This window comes from Streptomyces sp. NPDC054765 (genome assembly GCF_053612065.1).
Genome location: NZ_JBSHBP010000038.1, coordinates 63,488 through 84,706, shown reverse-complemented (window position 1 = coordinate 84,706; position 21,219 = coordinate 63,488). Strand labels below are relative to the sequence as shown.

At 71.1% G+C, this 21,219-nt stretch carries 19 protein-coding genes; 15 read left to right on the top strand and 4 right to left on the bottom strand.

Features of this window, described 5'->3' with window-relative positions; translation table 11 throughout:
- The first annotated feature begins 350 nt into the window (after positions 1-350).
- From ACWGJY_RS23425 to folE, 5 genes are all read left to right on the top strand, one after another.
- A complete protein-coding gene (locus ACWGJY_RS23425) occupies positions 351-1,496 on the top strand; it encodes a zinc-dependent metalloprotease (protein ID WP_453262777.1) in 1,146 nt (381 codons plus the stop codon).
- Positions 1,497-1,687: 191 nt separating this feature from the next.
- Positions 1,688-2,746, top strand: a complete 1,059-nt coding sequence (gene tilS / locus ACWGJY_RS23420; RefSeq protein WP_453262776.1) for a tRNA lysidine(34) synthetase TilS — start codon at positions 1,688-1,690, stop codon at positions 2,744-2,746.
- A gap of 86 nt (positions 2,747-2,832) precedes the next feature.
- The gene (gene hpt, locus ACWGJY_RS23415) at positions 2,833-3,372 is read left to right on the top strand and encodes a hypoxanthine phosphoribosyltransferase (protein ID WP_453262782.1); all 540 of its coding nucleotides are present in this window, start codon (positions 2,833-2,835) and stop codon (positions 3,370-3,372) included.
- Between the two features lie 282 nt (positions 3,373-3,654).
- Positions 3,655-5,667: an ATP-dependent zinc metalloprotease FtsH gene (gene ftsH, locus ACWGJY_RS23410; protein ID WP_453262775.1), complete on the top strand. Its 2,013-nt coding sequence runs from the start codon at positions 3,655-3,657 to the stop codon at positions 5,665-5,667.
- Positions 5,668-5,784: 117 nt separating this feature from the next.
- Complete coding sequence (gene folE, locus ACWGJY_RS23405) at positions 5,785-6,390, top strand: GTP cyclohydrolase I FolE (protein WP_453262774.1); 606 nt, start codon at positions 5,785-5,787, stop codon at positions 6,388-6,390.
- Between the two features lie 254 nt (positions 6,391-6,644).
- Here the strand turns inward: folE and ACWGJY_RS23400 are convergent, their stop codons facing one another.
- The gene (locus tag ACWGJY_RS23400) at positions 6,645-7,760 is read right to left on the bottom strand and encodes an alpha/beta hydrolase (protein WP_453262773.1); all 1,116 of its coding nucleotides are present in this window, start codon (positions 7,758-7,760) and stop codon (positions 6,645-6,647) included.
- A 140-nt stretch (positions 7,761-7,900) separates the two neighbouring features.
- On the opposite strand from ACWGJY_RS23400, the gene ACWGJY_RS23395 reads away from it, so the two are divergent.
- From ACWGJY_RS23395 to ACWGJY_RS23360, 8 genes are all read left to right on the top strand, one after another.
- Positions 7,901-9,748 (top strand): phosphatidylglycerol lysyltransferase domain-containing protein, encoded by a 1,848-nt coding sequence (locus ACWGJY_RS23395; protein WP_453262772.1) that lies wholly within the window; start codon positions 7,901-7,903, stop codon positions 9,746-9,748.
- A 113-nt stretch (positions 9,749-9,861) separates the two neighbouring features.
- Positions 9,862-10,791 carry a dihydropteroate synthase gene (gene folP, locus ACWGJY_RS23390; protein WP_453262771.1) on the top strand — a complete coding sequence of 310 codons (930 nt, stop codon included), beginning with the start codon at positions 9,862-9,864 and terminating at the stop codon, positions 10,789-10,791.
- A gap of 5 nt (positions 10,792-10,796) precedes the next feature.
- Positions 10,797-11,282: a nuclear transport factor 2 family protein gene (locus tag ACWGJY_RS23385; RefSeq protein WP_453262770.1), complete on the top strand. Its 486-nt coding sequence runs from the start codon at positions 10,797-10,799 to the stop codon at positions 11,280-11,282.
- 426 nt (positions 11,283-11,708) lie between these two features.
- Positions 11,709-12,068, top strand: a complete 360-nt coding sequence (gene folB / locus ACWGJY_RS23380; RefSeq protein ID WP_030077148.1) for a dihydroneopterin aldolase — start codon at positions 11,709-11,711, stop codon at positions 12,066-12,068.
- Entirely contained in the window at positions 12,065-12,712 is a 648-nt protein-coding gene (folK, locus tag ACWGJY_RS23375; protein ID WP_453262769.1) for a 2-amino-4-hydroxy-6-hydroxymethyldihydropteridine diphosphokinase, read from the top strand. Before folB ends, folK begins: the two co-directional genes overlap by 4 nt.
- Before the next feature lie 123 nt (positions 12,713-12,835).
- Positions 12,836-13,327: a DUF3180 domain-containing protein gene (locus ACWGJY_RS23370; RefSeq protein ID WP_453262768.1), complete on the top strand. Its 492-nt coding sequence runs from the start codon at positions 12,836-12,838 to the stop codon at positions 13,325-13,327.
- Positions 13,328-13,385: 58 nt separating this feature from the next.
- Complete coding sequence (locus ACWGJY_RS23365) at positions 13,386-13,664, top strand: hypothetical protein (RefSeq protein ID WP_453262767.1); 279 nt, start codon at positions 13,386-13,388, stop codon at positions 13,662-13,664.
- Between the two features lie 64 nt (positions 13,665-13,728).
- Entirely contained in the window at positions 13,729-14,955 is a 1,227-nt protein-coding gene (locus ACWGJY_RS23360; protein WP_453262766.1) for a hypothetical protein, read from the top strand.
- A 235-nt stretch (positions 14,956-15,190) separates the two neighbouring features.
- On the opposite strand, the gene ACWGJY_RS23355 is transcribed toward ACWGJY_RS23360, so the two are convergent.
- A complete protein-coding gene (locus ACWGJY_RS23355) occupies positions 15,191-16,333 on the bottom strand; it encodes an NADH-quinone oxidoreductase subunit D (protein WP_453262765.1) in 1,143 nt (380 codons plus the stop codon).
- A 54-nt stretch (positions 16,334-16,387) separates the two neighbouring features.
- A complete protein-coding gene (locus tag ACWGJY_RS23350; RefSeq protein WP_453262764.1) occupies positions 16,388-17,470 on the bottom strand; it encodes an SAM-dependent methyltransferase in 1,083 nt (360 codons plus the stop codon).
- Positions 17,471-17,739: 269 nt separating this feature from the next.
- On the opposite strand from ACWGJY_RS23350, the gene ACWGJY_RS23345 reads away from it, so the two are divergent.
- Both ACWGJY_RS23345 and ACWGJY_RS23340 read left to right on the top strand, forming a co-directional pair.
- Positions 17,740-18,945, top strand: a complete 1,206-nt coding sequence (locus ACWGJY_RS23345) for a sensor histidine kinase (protein ID WP_453262763.1) — start codon at positions 17,740-17,742, stop codon at positions 18,943-18,945.
- Positions 18,946-19,114: 169 nt separating this feature from the next.
- Complete coding sequence (locus ACWGJY_RS23340; protein ID WP_453262762.1) at positions 19,115-19,798, top strand: response regulator; 684 nt, start codon at positions 19,115-19,117, stop codon at positions 19,796-19,798.
- A gap of 157 nt (positions 19,799-19,955) precedes the next feature.
- Here the strand turns inward: ACWGJY_RS23340 and ACWGJY_RS23335 are convergent, their stop codons facing one another.
- Positions 19,956-21,065: a DUF5937 family protein gene (locus ACWGJY_RS23335; RefSeq protein ID WP_453262761.1), complete on the bottom strand. Its 1,110-nt coding sequence runs from the start codon at positions 21,063-21,065 to the stop codon at positions 19,956-19,958.
- Positions 21,066-21,219 lie beyond the last annotated feature (154 nt).

Sequence of the window (21,219 nt, the reverse complement as noted above, 5' to 3'; positions counted from 1 at the left end):
GTCGAGGACCCCCCATGGCGGGGCAGCCGAAATGTGGGCCGCAAGCAGAGCGCCCGCCGCAGGCGTAACGGCGAGGAACCCCCACGGCGGGGCAGCCGAAATGTGGGCCGCAAGCAGAGCGCCCGCCGCAGGCGCAACGGCCAGGAACCCCCACGGCGGGGCAGCCAAAAACGTGGGCCGGAGGCAAAACGCAGCGAACCCGCCCGCCGCAGGCGCACGGCGAAAATCCACCACGGCGGGAAAGCAGAAAACGTGGGCAAAGCCAAACGCAGCGGACCGGCCAAAAACGTAGGCAAAGCCAAATTCGTGGTCGGCTACCCCCTGGCGGAGCGCCCACGTACGGTGAACTCATGACGAGCATCGGTGGAACCGAGATGGTCGACTGGAATCTCGCGGTCGCGACCGCGACCCGGTTCGTACGGCCGGGGCCAGAGGTGAGCCGCGACGAGGCGCGCGCGATCGTCGCCGAGCTGCGCAAGCACGCCAAGTCGTCCGAGGCGCACGTCCGCGCCTTCACGCGGATGGCACAGCCCGGCGCGACGGGCGAGGCGCCGCATGACACGCCGGTCCTCGTCGTGGACCGGCCCGGCTGGATCAAGGCGAACGTGGCCGGTTTCCGGGCCGTGCTCAAGCCGCTGCTGGCCAAGATGGAGGACCGCCGTTCGACGGTCCCCGGCGGCGCGGTGCTCGGCGCGGTCGGCGGCAAGGTCACCGGCGTGGAGCTGGGCATGCTGCTGTCGTTCCTGGCCTCGCGGGTCCTCGGCCAGTACGAGACGTTCGCACCGGCCTCCCGGGACCTGCCCGCCGCGGCACAGGGCGGGCGGCTGCTGCTCGTCGCGCCGAACATCGTGCACGTGGAGCGCGAGCTGGAGGTGGAACCGCACGACTTCCGGCTGTGGGTGTGCCTCCATGAGGAGACCCACCGCACCCAGTTCACCGCCGTCCCGTGGCTGCGGGACCACGTCGAGGGCGAGATCCAGGCGTTCCTCGGGGAGACGGACATCGATCCGGGCGCCCTCCTGGAGCGGCTGCGCGAGGCCGCCCAGTCGCTGGCCGGTGCCAAGCCCGAGGGCGAGGAGGGCGAGGACGGCAACCGCTCCCTCGTCGATCTCGTCCAGACACCCGCGCAGCGCGAGATTCTCGGCCGGCTGACCGCGGTGATGTCCCTGCTGGAGGGCCACGCCGACTTCGTGATGGACGGCGTGGGGCCCGATGTCGTGCCGTCGGTCGCCGAGATCCGCGAGAAGTTCCAACAGCGCCGGGCCAGCGGCGCCGGGCGGCTGGACCAGGCGCTGCGCAAGCTGCTCGGCCTGGACGCCAAGCTGCGGCAGTACCGCGACGGGGAGCGGTTCGTCAGCGCGGTCGTCGAAGAGGTCGGCATGGTCGGCTTCAACCGCGTCTGGACGTCGCCGAACACCCTCCCGACCAAACAAGAGATCGCCAAACCGGCGGACTGGATCGCGCGGGTGCACCGCAAGGCGGACGGGGCACCGTAAGCGAACGGCGTGAGCTGGGCACGCCGGGTGGCAGTAGAGCGCCCCTTCAATCACCCGTCTGAGGGACCGTTACGGACGGATAGGCGTGCAATGCTCGGGGAACCGCTCGCCTCTGTCACCATCTAGGCACTCTGTGTGACGAAGAGGCCCTCACCGGCCCGAGGCTCCCAGCTGAACGATAGGAAACGGACATGGGTCCCCATCCAGCGGTCGCCGCGATACGCCTGGCGGTCCGCCGCGTACTCCACGACGTCCTCACCCACCACTGCGCACAGGACCGGCCCGAGCCCCCGCTCGTGCTCGTCGCCTGCTCCGGCGGCGCCGATTCCATGGCGCTCGCCTCCGCTCTCGCCTTCGAGGCCCCCAAGCTCGGGGTCCGCGCCGGAGGCGTCACCATCGACCACGGCCTCCAGGAGGGCTCGGACCTCCGCGCCGCCGAGGTCGCCCTGCGGCTGCGGGGCCTGGGGCTGGACCCGGTCGAAGTCGTCGCCGTCCATGTCGGCGCCTCGCACCGGGTGGCGCACGGCGCTTCGTACCGCGGTGGTGGCGGGCGAGCGGCGGGCGGGCCGGAAGCCGCCGCCCGTGACGCCCGTTACGCCGCCCTGGACGCCACCGCGGAGCGCCATGGCGCCACCGCTGTCCTCCTCGGCCACACCCGCGACGACCAAGCGGAAACGGTGCTGCTCGGTCTCGCCCGCGGCTCCGGGACCCGCTCCCTCTCCGGTATGGCCGCGACCAGCGGCAGGGACGGCCGCTACCGCCGGCCCTTCCTCGACGTGGACCGCCAGACCGCCCGCACGGCCTGCCTGATCCAGTCGCTGCCCGTCTGGGACGACCCGCACAACACCGACCCCGCCTACACCCGCTCCCGGCTCCGCCACGAGGGCCTGCCTGCGCTGGAGAAGGCACTCGGCAAGGGCGTCGTCGAGGCACTGGCCCGTACCGCCCAGCTCTCCCGCGACGACGCCGACGCCCTGGACGCCTGGGCCGCCGACGCGGAGGGCACGGTCCTCGACGACGCGGGCACCCTCGACATCGCCGCCCTGTTCGCCCTGCCGCCCGCGGTGCGCCGCCGGGTGCTGCGCCGGGCCGTCATCGGCGCCGGCTCACCGGCCGGTTCGCTCTTCGCCCGCCACATCGAAGAAGTGGACCGGCTGATCACGGCCTGGCGGGGGCAGGGGGCCATCAACCTCCCCGGGCGCGTAGGTGTGCGACGGCAGGGTGGCAGACTGGTGATTCGGCAGGGCTGAGCCGCAGACGCTGCCCCGCATCCGAAGTCTCACGACTGACGCGAACACCGAACAGAGCGAGAGTGGCACGGGTGGACGACAAGGACATGGGTTCCGACCTTCAGTCGGTACTCATCAGCAAAGAAGAGATCGACGTGAAGCTGGCTGAGCTGGCCGCGAAGATCGACGCGGAGTACGCGGGCAAGGACCTGCTCATCGTCGGTGTCCTCAAGGGCGCCGTGATGGTCATGGCGGACCTGGCGCGCGCGCTGTCCACCCCCGTCACGATGGACTGGATGGCCGTGTCGTCGTACGGCGCGGGCACCCAGTCCTCCGGCGTGGTCCGCATCCTCAAGGACCTCGACACCGACATCAAGGGCAAGCACGTCCTGATCGTCGAGGACATCATCGACTCCGGCCTGACGCTGTCGTGGCTGCTGTCGAACCTCGGCTCCCGCGAGCCGGCTTCGCTGGAGGTCTGCACGCTGCTGCGCAAGCCGGACGCGGCCAAGGTCGCCATCGATGTGAAGTGGATCGGCTTCGACATCCCCAACGAGTTCGTGGTGGGATACGGCCTCGATTTCGCGGAGAAGTACCGCAATCTGCCGTTCGTCGGTACCCTCGCGCCGCACGTCTACGGCGGCTGAGGGCGCTCCCTGCGCCCGTCCGGCCGGCGTGGCCGGGCGGGGCCCGCACGGGCCGCCGCGGTCCGGCGGGAACCCTTCGGGGCTTCCCGCCGTTGGAGCAGGGAGAACGGAATCCTCGGCTGCATGTTCACCGTCGGCGCAGGCGCCGGGTGACAATGCTGGGGTACCGTCCGAAGGCAATTCTTTTTCGGGCCAGTAATACACCGTACGCACGACCTGCCCTCCCAAGGGCGTTGTGCCTCACTGTGGCAGGAGGGACGGGGCCTCAGCGGCTCCGTATGGATGGACGTGAAGCGATACTTCCGTGGGCCGGTCATGTGGATCGTGCTGGCCGTCCTCGCCGTGGTCGTGTTGATGCAGGTCGTCGGCTCGTCCGGCGGCTACAAGACGGTGGACACCGGTCAGGTCGTCAAGGCGATCGCTGACAACAAGGTGAAATCCGCCGAGCTGACGACCGGTGACGAGAACAAGATCAAGATCGAGTTGTCGGGCTCCAACAAGATTGAGGGCTCCAACAAGATCCAGGCGAGCTACATCGGCGACCAGGGCGTCGACGTGGCCAAGAACCTGCAGGCCAAATACCAGACCGGCGAGATCAAGGACGGGTACACCGTCTCCCCGTCGAAGCAGAACCCGTTCGTCGGGATGCTGATCTCGCTGGTGCCCTTCGTCCTCATCATCGTCGTCTTCCTGTTCCTGATGAACCAGGCGCAGGGCGGCGGCTCCCGGGTGATGAACTTCGGTAAGTCGAAGGCGAAGCTGATCACCAAGGACACCCCCAAGACGACGTTCTCGGACGTGGCGGGGTCGGACGAGGCGGTCGAGGAGCTCCACGAGATCAAGGAGTTCCTCCAGGAGCCGGCGAAGTTCCAGGCCGTCGGCGCCAAGATCCCCAAGGGCGTGCTGCTGTACGGCCCGCCCGGAACGGGCAAGACGCTGCTGGCGCGTGCCGTCGCCGGCGAGGCGGGGGTCCCGTTCTACTCGATCTCCGGTTCCGACTTCGTCGAGATGTTCGTCGGTGTCGGTGCCTCCCGGGTCCGTGACCTCTTCGAGCAGGCCAAGGCGAACGCCCCGGCGATCGTCTTCGTCGACGAGATCGACGCCGTCGGCCGGCACCGCGGTGCGGGCCTGGGCGGTGGCCACGACGAGCGCGAGCAGACCCTCAACCAGCTCCTGGTCGAGATGGACGGCTTCGACGTCAAGGGCGGCGTGATCCTGATCGCCGCCACCAACCGTCCGGACATCCTCGACCCGGCGCTGCTGCGCCCCGGCCGTTTCGACCGGCAGATCGCCGTCGACCGTCCGGACCTGCAGGGCCGTCTGGAGATCCTCAAGGTCCACCAGAAGGGCAAGCCGGTCGCCCCGGACGTCGACCTCTCGGCCGTCGCCAAGCGCACCCCCGGCTTCACCGGTGCCGATCTGTCGAACGTTCTGAACGAGGCCGCGCTGCTCACGGCCCGGGGCGACGAGAAGCTGATCAACAACCACTTCCTGGACGAGGCGATCGACCGCGTCGTGGCCGGCCCGCAGAAGCGGACCCGGATCATGTCCGAGAAGGAGAAGAAGATCACCGCGTACCACGAGGGCGGACACGCCCTGGTCGCGGCGGCCTCACCGAACTCCGACCCGGTGCACAAGATCACGATCCTGTCCCGCGGCCGGGCCCTGGGCTACACCATGGTCCTCCCGGACGAGGACAAGTACTCCACCACCCGCAACGAGATGCTCGACCAGCTGGCGTACATGCTGGGCGGCCGCGCGGCGGAGGAGCTGGTCTTCCACGACCCGACCACGGGCGCCGCGAACGACATCGAGAAGGCGACCGCCACGGCCCGCGCGATGGTCACGCAGTACGGCATGACCGAGCGGCTCGGCGCGATCAAGTTCGGCACCGACAACGCCGAGCCCTTCCTGGGCCGTGAGATGGGCCACCAGCGCGACTACTCGGAAGAGGTCGCCGCGCTGGTCGATGAGGAAGTCAAGAAGCTCATCGAGACCGCGCACAACGAGGCGTGGGAGATCCTGGTCGAGAACCGCGATGTGCTCGACAACCTCGTGCTGACGCTGCTGGAGAAGGAGACCCTCAACAAGGAGGAGATCGCCGAACTCTTCAAGCACGTGGTCAAGCGCCCGGCCCGCCCGGCGTGGACCGGCTCCTCGCGCCGTACGCCCTCCAGCCGCCCGCCGGTGCTGTCACCGAGGGAGCTGGCCCCGGCCAACGGCTCGGTGACCACGACCGCCGCGGTCTCCACGGAGAAGGCGGAAGCCCCCGAGGACAAGCGTCCCGAGAGCTGAACCCGAGGCCCCCGGGCCCCGGAATACATGCCGCGCCCCCCAGGTTTAGCCTGGGGGGCGCGGCATTTCGCGATTCCACCGCGGTTTCGAGCGGGCGCAGAAGGAACGAGGCACCACATGACCGACCCTGTGACGCTGGGCGTCGACGGCAAGATCGGAACATTCGACGAGAAGCGCGCCGAGAACGCCGTCCGCGAGCTGCTCATTGCGGTGGGCGAGGACCCGGACCGCGAGGGACTGCTGGAGACGCCGGCCCGGGTGGCTCGGGCGTACAAGGAGATCCTTGCGGGGCTCTGGCAGAAGCCGGAGGAGGTGTTGACGACCACGTTCGACCTGGGGCACGACGAGATGGTGTTGGTGAAGGGCATCGAGATCGTGTCGTTGTGCGAACATCACCTCCTGCCATTCCACGGCGTGGCGCATGTCGGGTACATCCCGGCGGACAGCGGAAAGATCACAGGGCTGTCCAAGCTCGCCCGCCTGGTCGATGTGTTTGCCCGCCGTCCGCAGGTGCAGGAGCGGCTGACCACGCAGATCGCAGATTCGTTGATGAGCATTCTTGAAGCGCGGGGCGCCATCGTGGTGGTGGAAGCCGAGCACATGTGCATGTCTGTGCGTGGCATTCGCAAGCCCGGCGCGAAGACGACGACGTCTGCGGTGCGCGGCCAGCTGCGTGATGCCTCGACCCGGGCCGAGGCAATGAGCCTGATACTGGCGCGGTAGACCCTTTCAGGTTCAGGTTCAGGCGCAGCGGACAGGCCTGATGTCCGTGCCTCGCCGTACTCTCCGTGCCTCGCCGTACTCTCCGTGGTGAGCCGGTTACCGCCGGGGGAGTCGGTGTGGGCAACGGTGGGCTGCCGGGCAGGCAGACGGTGAAGGGCATCTGGTGAGGACGGGCCGGTGTGGCGCGGGCCCCTCAGGCGCTGCTGAGGGGCCCGGCCGTCGCGCGGGGGCGTGACGGGACGTGAACCGGCCCGTCAGGCCTTGAGGTGGTTGCCCAGCCACTCCAGCGCGGCCGGGATCTCCCGGCGCCAGGTGTTGAAGTTGTGGCCACCGCTGTCGAGGATGATCGACGAGACCCGGCTCGGCGACTTCGTCTGCTGGATGAAGCGCAGCGTCTGGTGGTAGTTCCCCTCGCCCTGCTTGCTGCTGGTGACCAGCAGGTTCACCGGAGGGGCGGGCAGGTGCTGCTGACGCCACAGCAGATTGTTCTCCCGCTGCAGCCGCGGGCTTCCGCCGAACAGGTCACCGGTGGTGGCGTCGATGGGGGCCTTGTAGGCGCCGGAGAGGGCGACGGCGCTGGAGAACGCCTGGGGGTGGCGCATGGCCATCTTCAGCGCGCAGTAGCCGCCGGTGGAGTCGCCGATGACACCCCAGCTCTTGGCCTCGCGCCCTATTCGGTAGTGCCCGGCCATATCCGTGCGCAGGTCCTTGGTGAAGAACGTCTCGGTCTGCGGACCGCGCGGTATGTCCACGCACTCGGTGTCGCGGGGCGGCGCGACCGTCGGGCGCATCATCACCAGGACGGTCGGCTGCATCTTGTGCTGCCGGAGCAGCTCGTGCTGGGTCTGCGGGAAGTGCAGCTTTTTGTAGAGCGCCTCGGCGGTGCCGGGGTAGCCGGTGAGCACCAGGACCGCCGGGAATTTCCTGTTCGCGTAATTCTTCTGGAAGTACTGCGGCGGCAGATAGACAAAGGCGGGGCTGGCGATCCGGGAGTGTTCGCCGCGGACCACCACCTTGTCGATCCGGCCGGCGACCGAGGGCCGGGACCCGTTCTGGACGCTGATCCGCTCGGTGCCCAGCATCTTCAGCTTGGTGCCGTTCGGCCCGGTCTGGTAGTTGGTGACCACGCCCGGCGCCTGCTCCTGGCCGAAGAGGTCGGCCCAGGAGGCATAGAAGCCGAAGGAGTTGTTGGCGTACAGGCCGACCGCGGCGAAGAGGGAAAGCTGGGTCGCCATCAGGAGCCCGATGCGGCCGAGAACGGCACGCCAGTTCCCCTTGGACAGGCGTGGCCAGAGCCAAACGGTGAGGATGAACAGTGCCACCGCAATGAGGACGGCGAGAAGCAGCACTTTCTTACTGGTGAGACCCATGTGGTGCTTTCTTCCGGGCGGACGGGCCATCCGTACCGCTGGTGGAACCCCGAGCCCTGAAACGCCGTCATACAGGGCGCAAAAGTCCAGATGCTGCGACTAGGCTCGCACGTTCTCTCGACCGGGGCGACGGGAAAGTGATGTCTGACAGGCTAGATGGCGAAAAGTCGGAGAAGGTTGCGTGGCGAACGCCACGCTGGCTCCGCGGCCCGCGGCCGGAGGCCGTGCCCGGGTTCGTGGGCACGGCCGGTGTGGTCGTCGGCCTGCTGAACCTGGTCGCGGGGGTGTTCCCGCGGTTCCGGCACAGCCGGGTCCATGCGCTGGCCGAGGTGCTGCCGGGCGCGGTGAGCCCGCTGGCGGCCGCCGCCTCCATCGTCGTGGGCATCCTGCTGCTCCTTTTGGCCCACGGACTCAAGCGGCGTAAACGGCGGGCCTGGGTCGCGGCCGTGGCGCTGCTCCCCGTGGGGATCGCCGCCCAGCTGGTCTACCGCCACTCCGTGTTCGGCGCGGTGCTCTCGCTGGCCCTGCTGGCGTTCCTGGTCCGGCACCGCAAGGAGTTCGCCGCCCTGCCCGACCCGCGCAGCCGCTGGAAGGCGGTCGCCAACTTCGTCGTCCTCGGCGGTGCGGCCTTCGCCATCGGCATGGTCATCGTCAGCTCCCACCCCAACAAGATCATCGGCTCGCCGTCCGTCTGGGTCCGTGCCCAGCACGTCCTGTGGGGTCTCTTCGGCTTCGAGGGCCCGGTCGGCTTCACCCACCAGGTGGACTACACCGTCGGCTACTCCCTCGGTGCGCTCGGTCTGCTGACGGTCGCCACCACCGCCTATCTCGCCTTCCGCCCCGAGCACCCGGCGGCCCGGCTGACCGACGACGACGAGCAGCAGCTGCGCGAGCTGCTCGCCAAGCACGGCGCCCGCGACTCGCTCGGCTACTTCGCGCTGCGCCGTGACAAGGGCGCGGTCTTCTCCCCGACCGGCAAGGCCGCGGTCTGCTACCGGGTGATCTCCGGTGTGATGCTCGCCAGCGGCGACCCGATAGGCGATGTGGAGGCCTGGCCGGGCGCCATCGAGCGCTTCATGGCGGAGGCCAAGGCGCACTCCTGGACCCCGGCGGTCACCGGCTGCAGCGAGACCGGCGGCCAGGTGTGGACCCGCGAGACCGGGATGGACGCGCTGGAACTCGGCGACGAGGCGATCGTGGATGTGGCCGACTTCACCCTCTCCGGCCGGGCGATGCGCAACGTACGGCAGATGGTCAAGCGCATCGAGCGCAACGGTTACGAGACCCGGGTGCGGCGGGTGCGCGACCTGGAGCCGGAGGAGCTGGCCCGGATCCAGCGGGCCGCGGACGCCTGGCGCGACACCGACACCGAGCGCGGCTTCTCCATGGCGCTGGGCCGGATCGACCCGCTGGCCGACGGCGACGGGGTGATCGCCACCGCCCATCTGCCGGCCGGCGAGGGCGAGGAGCCCGGCCCGTACGGGGACCTCAAGGCGATGCAGTACTTCGTGCCGTGGGGCGGCAGCGGGATCTCCCTGGAGCGGATGCGGCGCGACCGCAGCGCCGACCCCGGCATGAACGAGCTGCTGATCGTCGCCACGCTGCAGGCCGCCCCCGGCCTCGGCATCCAGCAGATGTCGCTGAACTTCGCGGTGTTCCGCAGCTCGCTGGAGCGCGGCGAGAAGCTCGGCGCGGGGCCGGTCATCCGGCTCTGGCGCGGGTTGCTGGTCTTCCTGTCCCGCTGGTACCAGATCGAGTCGCTGTACAAGTTCAACGACAAGTTCCAGCCCCGTTGGGAGCCGCGCTTCGTGGTCTTCCGCAACAGCCGGGACATTCCGCGCATCGGCCTGGCGACGATGCAGGCCGAGGGCTATCTGGAGCTGAGCCTGCCGCGCGTACTGCGGCGGCGGACGCCCGCCGAGCCGCAGCCGTGTGTGCATACGACGGAGCCGGTCCGGGCGCCGGGCGCGGTCGAGCGGGTGGCCTGACCGGACCGCGGGCCGAGCCGTTCGAGGGGACGCTGCCCACCACCCGGCACGGGCCGGTCCGCGCAGCCGACGGCCGCAATCCGGCCGGTCGGCACACGGCCTAGGCTGGTGCCATGAGTACCTTGCGTGGCCGGGTGGCCGGACTGCCGGACTGGGAACGCTGCGCGGTGATGGGCGTCGTCAATGTGACGCCCGATTCGTTCTCCGACGGCGGTGACTGGTTCGACACCGAACTCGCCGTCAAACACGGTCTCGACCTGGTGGCGCAGGGCGCCGACATGGTGGACGTGGGCGGCGAGTCGACCCGGCCGGGCGCGGCGCGGGTGGACGAGGCCGAGGAGCTGCGCCGGGTCGTCCCGGTCGTCCGCGAGCTCGCCGCGGCCGGTGTCGTGATCTCCGTCGACACCATGCGCGCCTCGGTCGCCGAGCAGGCCGTGGCGGCCGGGGCGCGCCTGGTCAACGACGTCAGCGGGGGCGCCGCCGACCCGGCGATGGTGCCCGTGGTGGCCGCGCACCACGTCCCGTTCGTGGTGATGCACTGGCGTGGCCGGTCCATCGACATGAACAACCGCGCCGTCTACGGGGACGTGGTCGCGGAGGTCGTCGACGAGCTGGGGCGCAGCATGGAGCGCGCGGTGGCCGGCGGCATCGATCCGGACCGCATCGTGATCGACCCCGGCCTGGGCTTCGCCAAGAACGCCGGGCACGATCTCGCGCTGGTCGCCCGGCTGGCGCGGCTGCGGGTGCTGGGCCGTCCGTTGCTGGTGGCCGCTTCGCGCAAACGGTTCCTGGGCAGGGTGCTGGCAGGCGGCGAGGAAGCCGCCCCACCGCCGGCCCGGGAGCGGGACGCCGCGACGGCGGCGGTGTCGGCGATCGTGGCGCGAGAGGGGGCCTGGGCGGTGCGGGTGCACGAGGTCAGGGCGAGCGCGGACGCGGTACGGGTGGCCCGTGCCGTGGAGGACGCGGCAGCCGCCGGCAGCGGCGGTACGGCCGGTGCGGGTGACATGAGCGACACGACGGCGAACACGACGGGAACGGTGTGAGCGGCTTGGGCCCACGGACGGACATCGAGCTGGTCGAACAGGCCAACACCACCCTGTACGAGACCATCGAGCGCGGCGACCACGAGGCGCTGTCCGAGCTGTGGCTGGACGGCCAGGTGAGCGTGGTCCACCCCGGGTGGCCGGTGCTGCGGGGGCGCGGCGAAGTGCTCCGTTCGTACGCCCTGATCATGGCGAACACCGAGTACATCCAGTTCTTCCTCACGGACGTCGAGATCGATGTCATCGGCGACACCGCGCTGGTGACCTGCACCGAGAACATCCTCAGCGGCGGGCCGGCCGAGGACGACGGTTCGGTGGGGCCGCTGATCGGCCAGCTGGTCGTGGCGACCAATGTCTTCCGGCGCACGGAGGACGGCTGGCGGGTGTGGTCCCACCACGGGTCACCGGTGCTGGCGGACCGCGACGACGACGAGGACGACGACGCCGACGAGGCCGGGGGAGCCGGCGACGGCGAAGAGGACACGCTCTGAGCCCTCACCCGGGGGCGGGGCGCCCGGCGGGTGATCCGGGCGGCGGGGCGGGGTGTGAGCGGGGTGTGAGCCTTGCCATGCCGCCCGCTCTTGCGTCCGGGGCGGCGGCCTGCGCCACCGTCAGCGGCGGCAGTCAGCCATCCGGGTGAGAGCGCACCCGTTCGAGCCAAGTGCGGCACGGGTAGGGGTGGGGCGCGGGCACGGGGGTAAGAGGCCGCGCGGACGATCTCCCGGTTTGCCGGATGCCGTTCCGCCGGGCGGCATCTATCAGCAGAACGGGGTCTTGTCCATAGCCCCCGTAGGCGAGGACTGTCGTTCCTCGAAGGTAGATTCGACGGCGGGGCAGTGCGGCCGGATCGTTGCGGCGGCTGTCCGGAATCCGACGAACAGTGGCGCCAGAGGTGCCGTGGAGTGGGAGTGATTCGCGTGGATCGTGTCGCGCTGCGTGGGCTGAAGGCCCGAGGCCACCACGGGGTGTTTCCCCGGGAGCGCGAGGAAGGCCAGACCTTCATCGTCGACCTGGTACTCGGTCTGGACACCCGCCCGGCAGCGGCTTCCGACGATCTCGCGAAGACCGTGCACTACGGCGTTGTGGCCGAGGAGGTGGTGGCCGTCGTGCAGGGCGAGCCCGTCGACCTCATCGAGACCCTGGCGGAGCGCATCGCCGGCCAGTGCCTCAAGCACGAGGGCGTGCAGGAAGTGGAGGTGGTGGTGCACAAGCCGGACGCGCCCATCACCGTCCCCTTCGATGACGTGACCATCACCATCACTCGGAGCCGAGTATGAATTCCGCCCGTCAGCCGACCGCCACCCCGGATGGAGCCGCTGTGCGGCGCCCCCAGCCCGGTGACCCGACCGTACAGCCGGTGCCCGCCTCCGTAGTGGAGCAGGTGGACGCCGCGGATGTGACGCTCTCCAACCCCAAACGCGCCGTGATCTCGCTCGGCAGCAACCTCGGCAACCGCCTGGAGACGCTGCAGGGTGCCGTCGACGCGCTGGAGGACACCCCCGGCCTGCGGGTCAAGGCGGTCTCCCCGGTCTACGAGACCGAGCCGTGGGGTGTGGCCCCCGGCTCCCAGCCGGCGTACTTCAACGCCGTGGTGCTGATCAAGACGACGCTGCCGCCGGCCTCCCTCCTGGAGCGCGGGCATGCGATCGAGGAAGCCTTCGAGCGGGTCCGCGACGAGCAGTGGGGCCCGCGCACGATCGACGTCGACATCGTGGCCTACCAGGACGTGCTCTCCGACGACCCGCGGCTGACGCTGCCGCACCCGAGGGCCCATGAGCGGGCGTTCGTGCTGGCGCCGTGGCACGACATCGACCCCGAGGCGGAGGTTCCGGGGCACGGTGCGGTGGCCGCACTGCTGTCGGCGGTCGGCCGTGACGGAGTGGCGCCGCGGGCGGACCTGGAACTGCGGCTGCCGGAGTAGCCGTTAGGGTTGCGGGTCGGTTCCCTGCGGGATGCATCCGTACGGGACGGACAAGGCGGCCATCACGGCAAGGACGGCCGTCACGGCAGGGACGGTCATGACGGCACGAGGGGCGATCGCTCGGTGAAGCAGCTACACATCAAGGTGCTGGTCGGGCTGTTTCTGGTGGCCGGCGTGCTGGCCTGGGGAGGCGCCCGGCTGTGGGACGCCCTCGGCACCCTCCCCAGCGTGCCGGTGGCCGCGCCGATCGTGCTGGCGCTGATCGCCGCGGTGCTCGCCGGCACCGCGTTCTCGCTCCGGGCGCGGCTGCGGGCCCAGCGCGAGCGCCGGCCGGACGCCAAGGGCGTCGATCCGCTGGTGGCCGCCCGCGCGGTGGTTTTCGGCCAGGCGAGCGCGCTGGTGGCCGCACTGGTCGCGGGGCTGTACGGCGGTGTCGGCGTCTTTCTGCTGACCGCCGGCCTCGATGTCGCACCGCGCCGGGACCAGGCGATCCACGCCGGGGCGGCGGTGCTCGCCGGGGCGGCGGTGGTTGCCGCGGCGATCTTCCTGGAGCGGGTGTGCAAGCTGCCGGAGGACGACGGCAACGGGAACGGCGGGGCCGACGCCACGGTATGAGGCCGGGCGGGCCGGCGCCGGCCCGCGCGCCGTTGCGGGGGCGTGGCGGGTCGGGCCGGTGCTTCTCAAGGGCGACAAAAGGACGACAAGAAGCGGACGGCAAGAAGCGGACGGCAAGAAGCCGCGGAACGCCGGCGAGGTGCTGCCGGTGGTGAATGCCGAGAGCGCCGGTGACAAGGAGACCGAGACCGCTCTCGGGAAGCTCACGAGCACGCTGACGACCGAAGACGTGATCAATCCGAACCTCCAGGCGGTTGCCGAGGTTGCTGCCGAGCGGCTCAAGTCCGCGGATGTCACGCAGGCTTGTGCGGAGTCCAAGGGCTTGGTCAAGAAGTAACCAGCGGGAAACGGATTGGTGTGCGGGGCCCCATACGTCCCGCACGCACGGTAAGTTTCTGGCCATGCCACGAGGACGCCACCGCCATTCACCACCCCTCCACCGGCTGCTTCCTCCCGTGACGGTCGCCGGTGCGTCGACAGCCTGCGCCGCGGGCGCGTGGCTTGCCGGCGACGACCTGGTGCAACGGGTGCTCGCCGCGGGCGCGGCGGCCGCCGCCCTCACCGGTGCCGTCCTGCTGCGGACCTGGGACGGTAAGGCCGGCCGGCGGGTCGCCGAACTCGACCGCGCCCGGGTGCGCGACGAGTGGCGCACCGAGGAGCGGATAGCCGAGCTCGAAACGGATGTGGAGGAAGCCCGCGAGACCCGCGCCGCCCTGGACATCAAACTCCGCGCCAAGCGCGCCGAATTGGCCCGGCTGCGCAGCGAACATGCCGCGCTGCTGCGCCGCTACGCCACCGCCGAGACCGAGCGGGCCAGCGCCCTGGAAGGCCGCCGGCTGCTCGCCATCGAGGCCGCCGCCCCGTCCAAGGCGCTGCCGGCCGCCGCCGGCCTCCCCCACACCCTCCACCTCTCCCCCAAGCTCTCGACGCCGCCCGCGCAGGGCGGACCCCGCCACGCAGGGGAGAGCCCGGCCCCGGCCACCGCGACCTACGCCCAGGCCGACCGGGCACTGCGCCAGCTGGCCCGTAACGCCGCCCGGCAGCGCACCGCCCAGAAGGCCGCACGGACCGCGCGGGACGGCGCCGGTGCCGAGGGGAGCCGCCGGTCCGGACTGCCCGCCCGCCGCGACGCCCGTGGCGGCCAGGACGGTGAGAACGGCCGGGGGAACCCCTCGGCGGCCGCCGCACAGCGCACGGGCGACGCATCGGCCCGTACGGCAGCCGCCGGACCCGCGCTCCGCCCGGTCCCGGCCGCCGCTGCCCTTGCACCGTCCCGCCCCGCCGCATCCCGCGAACAGGGCGGTTTCGACTTCTTCGGCAATGCGACCGCCTCCGGCCCCGGGGAGCTGACCGCACCGCTGGAGGACGATCTTGCGGACGTCGTCGGCGACGAGGCGCTCGCCGAACAGTCGGCCCGCGCGCAGGCCCGCCCCGCCCCTGCGGACGCCCGCCCGCAGCCGCCCGCCGAGCACGCCACGGCCGACGGCGAAGCGGCCGAGGGCGAGCGCCCGAGCGTGGAGCGGACCGAGGGCGAAACGACCGCCGGCACCGGCGAGGTCATCGACCTGACCGCACACGACGAGACCGAACAGCTCGACCTCGGCATACTGCGCAGCGCCATCTCCTGACCCTGACCCTGGCCTTGATCTTGGCTTTGATCCTGGCCCTGGCCCTGATCTTGGCCTTGGTCCTGCCTCTGTCCTGATCCACCAGCCGTCCGGCCCCGGAGCGTTCCTCAGCTCCGGGGCCGGACGGCTTTCCGGGCCGTCTGCCTCCGGAAACGGGCAACGGCGCACCGTTGTCCACACGGTGCGGAGGAAAAGCTCCCGTACCGCCCCGTCCACTTGTCGATGTCCCCGACGACTACTTGTCGATGTCCCCGACGACGAAGAACAGCGAGCCGAGAATGGCGACCATGTCGGCGACCAGCGTGCCCGGCAGCAGCTCCACCAGCGCCTGGATGTTGTTGAACGACGCGGAGCGCAGCTTGAGGCGGTAGGGGGTCTTGTCGCCCTTGGAGACGAGGTAGTAGCCGTTGATGCCGAGGGGGTTCTCGGTCCAGGCATACGTCGCGCCCTCGGGCGCCTTCAACACCTTCGGCAGCCGCTGATTGACCGGCCCCGGCGGCAGCTCCGCCATCCGGTCCAGGCAGGCCCCGGCGAGTTCGAGCGCATTGTGGGTCTGCTCCAGCAGGCACTCGAAGCGCGCCAGACAGTCGCCCTGCGCACGCGTGACGACCTTGAGCGTGGACTGCAGCTCCCCGTACGCGAGATACGGCTCGTCGCGCCGCAGGTCGAAGTCGACCCCCGAGGCTCGGGCGATCGGCCCGGACACGCCGTACCCGTGCACCGTCTCCGGCGTGAGCCGGCCGACCCCGCGGGTACGGCCACGGAAGATCTCGTTGCCCAGGACCAGGTTGTCGAAGACATCCATCCGCGAGCGCACCTCGGCGACGGCGTGCCGGGCCCGCCCGAGCCAGCCCGCCGGCAGATCCTCCTTGAGGCCGCCGACGCGGTTGAACATGTAGTGCATCCGGCCGCCGGAGATCTCCTCCATGACGGACTGCAGCTCCTCCCGCTCACGGAAGGCATGGAAGACGGGCGTGATGCCGCCGAGCTCCAGCGGATACGAGCCGAGGAACATCAGATGGTTCAGCACCCGGTTCAGCTCGGCGAGCAGCGTCCGCATCCACACCGCGCGCTCGGGCACCTCCATGCCCAGCATCCGCTCGACGGCCAGCACCACGCCCAGCTCGTTGGAGAACGCCGACAGCCAGTCGTGCCGGTTGGCGAGCATGATGATCTGGCGGTAGTCGCGCGCCTCGAAGAGCTTCTCGGCGCCGCGGTGCATATAGCCGATCACCGGCTCCGCATGCTGAATGCGCTCGCCGTCCAGGACGAGGCGCAGTCGCAGCACGCCGTGCGTCGAGGGATGCTGCGGGCCGATGTTCAGCACCATGTCGGTGCTCTCCGCCGCGCCGCCGATGCCGACCGTCGTCTCCGTCATGGGAACAGTCTTGCAGCACGGCGTCCCGGGAGCCGCCCTGGCCCTCAGCGGCCCTCAGGCGGTACGCCCCGCCGTGAGCAGCCCCGCGCACGCCCCGCCCACCGGCTCCAGGAGCCAGCCGAACCCGCCGAGGCCCGCCGGGTCGACCAGCTCCGCCGCCGACCCGGCAGCGCTCAGGGCCCGTACATACCCGGCCGGGTCGGTGGCGGCCAGGGCGAGCGGCGGGCGCCGGCCGTCCACCCCCAGGGCGCGCAGCGCCTCGCGCTGGGTCAGCCGCTCCGCCGACGGCCCGCCGCAGGCGTCCAGCGCCACATGCGCCGTGATGTCGCAGCTCCCGTCCGGGACGGGAGCCACCTCGCGGCCGTCGCGGAATCCGGTGAGCGTGCCGAAGGGCGGGCGATCGTCCCGTTCGTGCGCGTAGTCGACGGCGACGGCGAGTCCGGCGCGCAGCGTACGGACGGCCCGCGCCCAGGCCTCGTCCCGGGGCCGGCCGATCTCGGCGCGCAGCCCGGGGGAGGGGGTGGCGCTCCCGAGGGCGCCTGCGGGGGCATCCGGGCCGGTCTGCAGCGCCCACCACCGGCGGAGCCACTCCGCGTCCGCACCGTCCACCGGCCCGCCCAGCCGCTCCGTGCCGTCGGCGCGCACGAGCACCCGGCGCGGCACACCGTCCGCATCCGTCTCGACGACATCCACCGGCACATTGTCGAGCCATTCGTTCGCGAACAGCAGGCCGGTCACCGAGCCCGGGGCGGGCAGCTCCCCCAGCCAGCCGATCCGCGGATCGAGGCCCGGGGGGCGCGCGGCGCGCTCGACCGCATACGGACGCAGCCGCGCGGCCACCTCCTGGGGCAGCGCGGCCAGCACACCGGTCAGCAGCTCGCCGCGGCCCGCGCCCACATCGACCAGCGCCAGGTCGTCCGGATGACCGAGAGCGCTGTCGACGCGGCGCAGGAGGGTGGCGACGGCCCCGGCGTAGAGGGGGGAGGCGTGCACGGAGGTACGGAAGTGACCGGCCGGGCCGGGCCCTTCGGGGCGCGTGTAGAAGCCGCCGTCCGGACCGTACAACGCCCGCTCCGTGGCCTCGCGCCACCCGCACCACTCGTTCGTCACCCGCCCCACGGTACGGGCGGGTGCCATACCCGGTGGACGGGGTGGCGTACCCCCCCGGTGGACGGGGTGGCGTACCTCCGGCGGATGGGGTGGTGCGCCCCGCCCCGGCGGATGGGGTGGCGCGCCCTCCGCCGTACGGGGTTGTGTGCCCTCCGCCGGACGGGGTGATGCGCCGGACCTCCCGAGGTCCGACACATTTGGCGCATGGAGTCTCCACCTTGGGGAGTAGACCCGGCGTACAGGATCGCCCCTCCGGTTGACTCGTACATGTATGCGCGGTGCCTACGCTGGGTTACGTGCAGCGCCTCTATGACTTCTTCCGCAGGCACCCGACGGGAGTGGACACCTTCTGGGCCGTCCTCCTGCTCGGGGTGAGCAGCCTGCGGGTCGCGTCCGAAGCCGGAGGCGTCCGGCAGATCGCCGTCGCGATCTTCAGCATCGGCCTGTGCCTCGTCATCGCGCTGCGCCGCAAGGCCCCCGTGAAAATGCTGCTGCTGACGGCCGCCATCGGCGTCGGCCAACTGCTCTGCGGCATCCAGCTCCTGCCCGCCGACTTCGCGATGTTCGTGATCACGTACACCGTCGCGTCCGCACCCACCTCCCCCCGCTGGGCCTCGCGCTGCGCCCTCGCCGGCGCCCTCTTCGGCCCCGCCCTCTCCGCCGTGCGCTTCAACGAGGCGTTCAGCGGGCGGGCGATAGCGGAGAGCCTGTTCGGCACGGTGCTGCTCACCGTGCCCTTCGTCCTGGCCTGGGTGCTCGGTGACTCCATGCGCACCCGCCGCGCCTACTGGGCGCAGCTGGAGGAGCGGGCCGCCCGGCTGGAGAAGGAACGCGAGGCACAGTCCCGGATCGCGGTCGCCGCCGAGCGCGCCCGTATCGCCCGTGAGCTGCACGATGTCGTCGCCCACAACGTCTCCGTGATGGTCGTCCAGGCCGACGGTGCCGCGTACGTCCTCGACGCCGCCCCCGAGCAGACCCGGCAGGCCCTGGAGACGATCTCCGGCACCGGACGCCAGGCGCTGGCCGAGATGCGCCGGCTGCTGGGCGTCCTGCGCACCGGCGAACAGCCCGAGGGCGGCGAATACGTCCCCCAGCCGGGCGTCGAGCAGCTCAGCGACCTCATGGAGCAGGTACGCGGCGCGGGACTGCACGTCGACTTCCAGGTGGAGGGCGAGCCGCGGGAGTTGCCCAGCAGCGTCGCACTCACCGCCTACCGCATCGTTCAGGAAGCGCTCACCAACACCCGCAAACACGGCGGCCCCGACGTCGGCGCGACCGTCCGCCTCTCCTACCAGGGAGACGATCTCGATCTCCTCGTCGAGGACGACGGGCGAGGCGCGCAGCGCGAGCTCTACGAGGAGGGCGGGGCGGACGGCCTCGGCCACGGCCTGATCGGGATGCGCGAGAGGGTCGGCATGGTGGGCGGGACCCTGGACGCGGGGCCGCGGCCGGGGGGCGGCTTCCGGGTCAGTGCTGTTCTGCCGCTCAAACCGGTGCGGTGATGAGGGCGGGTTGGCGGCGGCTGCGCCGGGTTGGAGACGATCACTCCGGTTCGGTGGCGGTCATGCTGTTCGGCGATGCCCCGCCCGGTGGCCACCGTTGTTGAATCCGGCCCGCCCCGCTCCACCCCGTACGCTCGGCCCCCACTCCTGCACGAAGGGACCCCTTGAAATGACCATCCGTGTGATGCTCGTCGACGACCAGGTGCTGCTGCGCACCGGTTTCCGGATGGTGCTGGCCGCACAGCCCGACATGGAGGTAGTCGCGGAGGCGGGCAACGGCGTGGAGGCCCTGGAGGTGCTGCGCGCCACCCAGGTCGACGTGATCCTCATGGACGTACGGATGCCGCATCTGGACGGGGTGGAGGCCACCCGCCGGATCTGCGCAGGAGGGCAGCGGGAGGGCGCCCCGAAGGTCCTCATCCTGACCACCTTCGACCTGGACGAATACGCCTTCTCCGCGCTGAAGGCCGGGGCCAGCGGCTTCATGCTCAAGGACGTGCCGCCCGGCGAACTGCTCGCCGCGATCCGGGCGGTGGAGAGCGGCGACGCGGTCGTCGCCCCGTCCACCACCCGACGGCTTCTCGACCGTTTCACGCCGATGCTGCCCGCCACCTCCGCCGAGCCGGTCCGGCCCGAGCTGGAACGGCTGACGGAGCGCGAGCGGGAGGTGCTGCTGCTGGTCGCCCAGGGGCTGTCGAACGGTGAGATCGCGGCACGGCTGGTGCTCTCGGAGGCCACCGTCAAAACCCATGTGGGCCGCATCCTCACCAAGTTGAGCCTCCGGGACCGGGTCCAGGCGGTGGTACTCGCGTATGAGACGGGGCTGGTACGGGCCGGGGGAGCCGGGGCGTAGGGGGAGCGGGCCGCCTGCCTGCCCGGAGCCGCGAAGCCGCGAAGCAGCGGGACAACGGGATAGCGGGATAGCGGGACAGCGGGACAGCGGGACAGGGGAGCCGGGGAGCCGCGAAGCCGCGGGACAGCGGGACAGCGGGACAGCGGAACAGGGGAGTTCAGCGCAGTACGCCCTCAAGGAAGTCGCTGCCCAGCCGGGCCACCACCTGAAGGTCCAGCTGGTGCAGCACATAGCGCCCACGGCGCCGCGTCTGGATCAGGCCGGCCTTCTTCAGCGTGGCGATATGCCGCGACACCTCCGGCGAGGTGATGCCGAACGCGTTCGCCAGCTCCCCCGTCGTATGCGGCCCCCGTGACAGCGTGCGGCACAGCTGCATCCGCATCGGGTGGCCCAGTGCCTCCAGCCGCTGCTGGACGAGCTCCAGCGCGGCCGGCGCCGGCAACTCCGGTCCGGCGACCGGGTACTGGAGCACGGGGCGCCAGCCCGGGGCATGGCTGAACAGCAGATGCGGCCAGCCGAACGAGGTCGGAAGGAAGGTGACGCCCGGATCCGCGGCATTCGCGAACGCCGTCGTACGTCCCTGGGCAAGCTTGTCGACCAGGATGCGGGTGCCGCCGCTGCCGTCCTGGGCATCCTCCAGGGACAGCGCTTTCGACGTCGCGGACAGCGTCTCCGCCGGCCCTTTGTGGCGCAGCAACTCGGTCTTGTGCCGGGCATCGGCGGCCAGCTGGATGCCCACCCGGCGCCAGATGTCTCCGAAGAACGCCTCCTCGCAGTCCTCGAACAGGCGGCGCAGCCACACCCGCAGGCCGTCGGGGTCGGTGAGCATCCGGTCGGTGAAGGCCGCCTGCCGCGGGCCGCGCGCGGCGGCCATCTCCCGTACCCGTGCCCGCTCGCCCGGGTCGACGAGGGGCGACGGGGTGGGGCGGGTGTAGCTCGCCGAGCAGGTGATCTCGAACGCGGCGGCCACGAAGCGCTCGTCGTCGATCTTGTCCAGCTCGTCCAGGTCCCCGGCGAGCGTCGCCCCGGGGCGGCCCGGCAACAGGATGTCGGAGCGGGAGGACCGCCACAGGAAATCCGCCTCGCACAGCCGGTCGGCAAGGTCGGTCTTCAGCGCCGCGTTGGTGGCGGTGACCCAGCCGTGCAGCCCGGGGTGGTGCCCCGGCTCGGACAGCGCATGCAGCGCGGCGCCCAGCTCCGCCAACGGGGAAGGGGAGAAGACGAGGCGCTCCGGCGGCAGCCCGGTGATGTCGATGACGTTGGCCATGCGCCCATCATGCGCGAGGCTGCCACCTGCACGGACGTCGATTGACGGCTCCCGTCAATCGACGGGCCACCGGCTGTGGGACCGGCCCACAGTGAGGGCATGAACGCCGCTCAGCAGCACCTCCTCGACACCTACCGCGCCGCCCGGCGAGGCG

What these genes read in the sequence shown, in the direction of transcription:
- ACWGJY_RS23425 (WP_453262777.1), top strand. Translation starts at nt 351, where the DNA reads ATGACGAGCATCGGTGGAACCGAGATGGTCGACTGGAATCTCGCGGTC.
- tilS (WP_453262776.1), top strand. Translation starts at nt 1,688, where the DNA reads ATGGGTCCCCATCCAGCGGTCGCCGCGATACGCCTGGCGGTCCGCCGC.
- hpt (WP_453262782.1), top strand. Translation starts at nt 2,833, where the DNA reads ATGGGTTCCGACCTTCAGTCGGTACTCATCAGCAAAGAAGAGATCGAC.
- ftsH (WP_453262775.1), top strand. Translation starts at nt 3,655, where the DNA reads ATGGACGTGAAGCGATACTTCCGTGGGCCGGTCATGTGGATCGTGCTG.
- folE (WP_453262774.1), top strand. Translation starts at nt 5,785, where the DNA reads ATGACCGACCCTGTGACGCTGGGCGTCGACGGCAAGATCGGAACATTC.
- ACWGJY_RS23400 (WP_453262773.1), bottom strand. Translation starts at nt 7,760, where the DNA reads ATGGGTCTCACCAGTAAGAAAGTGCTGCTTCTCGCCGTCCTCATTGCG.
- ACWGJY_RS23395 (WP_453262772.1), top strand. Translation starts at nt 7,901, where the DNA reads ATGTCTGACAGGCTAGATGGCGAAAAGTCGGAGAAGGTTGCGTGGCGA.
- folP (WP_453262771.1), top strand. Translation starts at nt 9,862, where the DNA reads ATGAGTACCTTGCGTGGCCGGGTGGCCGGACTGCCGGACTGGGAACGC.
- folK (WP_453262769.1), top strand. Translation starts at nt 12,065, where the DNA reads ATGAATTCCGCCCGTCAGCCGACCGCCACCCCGGATGGAGCCGCTGTG.
- ACWGJY_RS23360 (WP_453262766.1), top strand. Translation starts at nt 13,729, where the DNA reads ATGCCACGAGGACGCCACCGCCATTCACCACCCCTCCACCGGCTGCTT.
- ACWGJY_RS23355 (WP_453262765.1), bottom strand. Translation starts at nt 16,333, where the DNA reads ATGACGGAGACGACGGTCGGCATCGGCGGCGCGGCGGAGAGCACCGAC.
- ACWGJY_RS23350 (WP_453262764.1), bottom strand. Translation starts at nt 17,470, where the DNA reads ATGGCACCCGCCCGTACCGTGGGGCGGGTGACGAACGAGTGGTGCGGG.
- ACWGJY_RS23340 (WP_453262762.1), top strand. Translation starts at nt 19,115, where the DNA reads ATGACCATCCGTGTGATGCTCGTCGACGACCAGGTGCTGCTGCGCACC.
- ACWGJY_RS23335 (WP_453262761.1), bottom strand. Translation starts at nt 21,065, where the DNA reads ATGGCCAACGTCATCGACATCACCGGGCTGCCGCCGGAGCGCCTCGTC.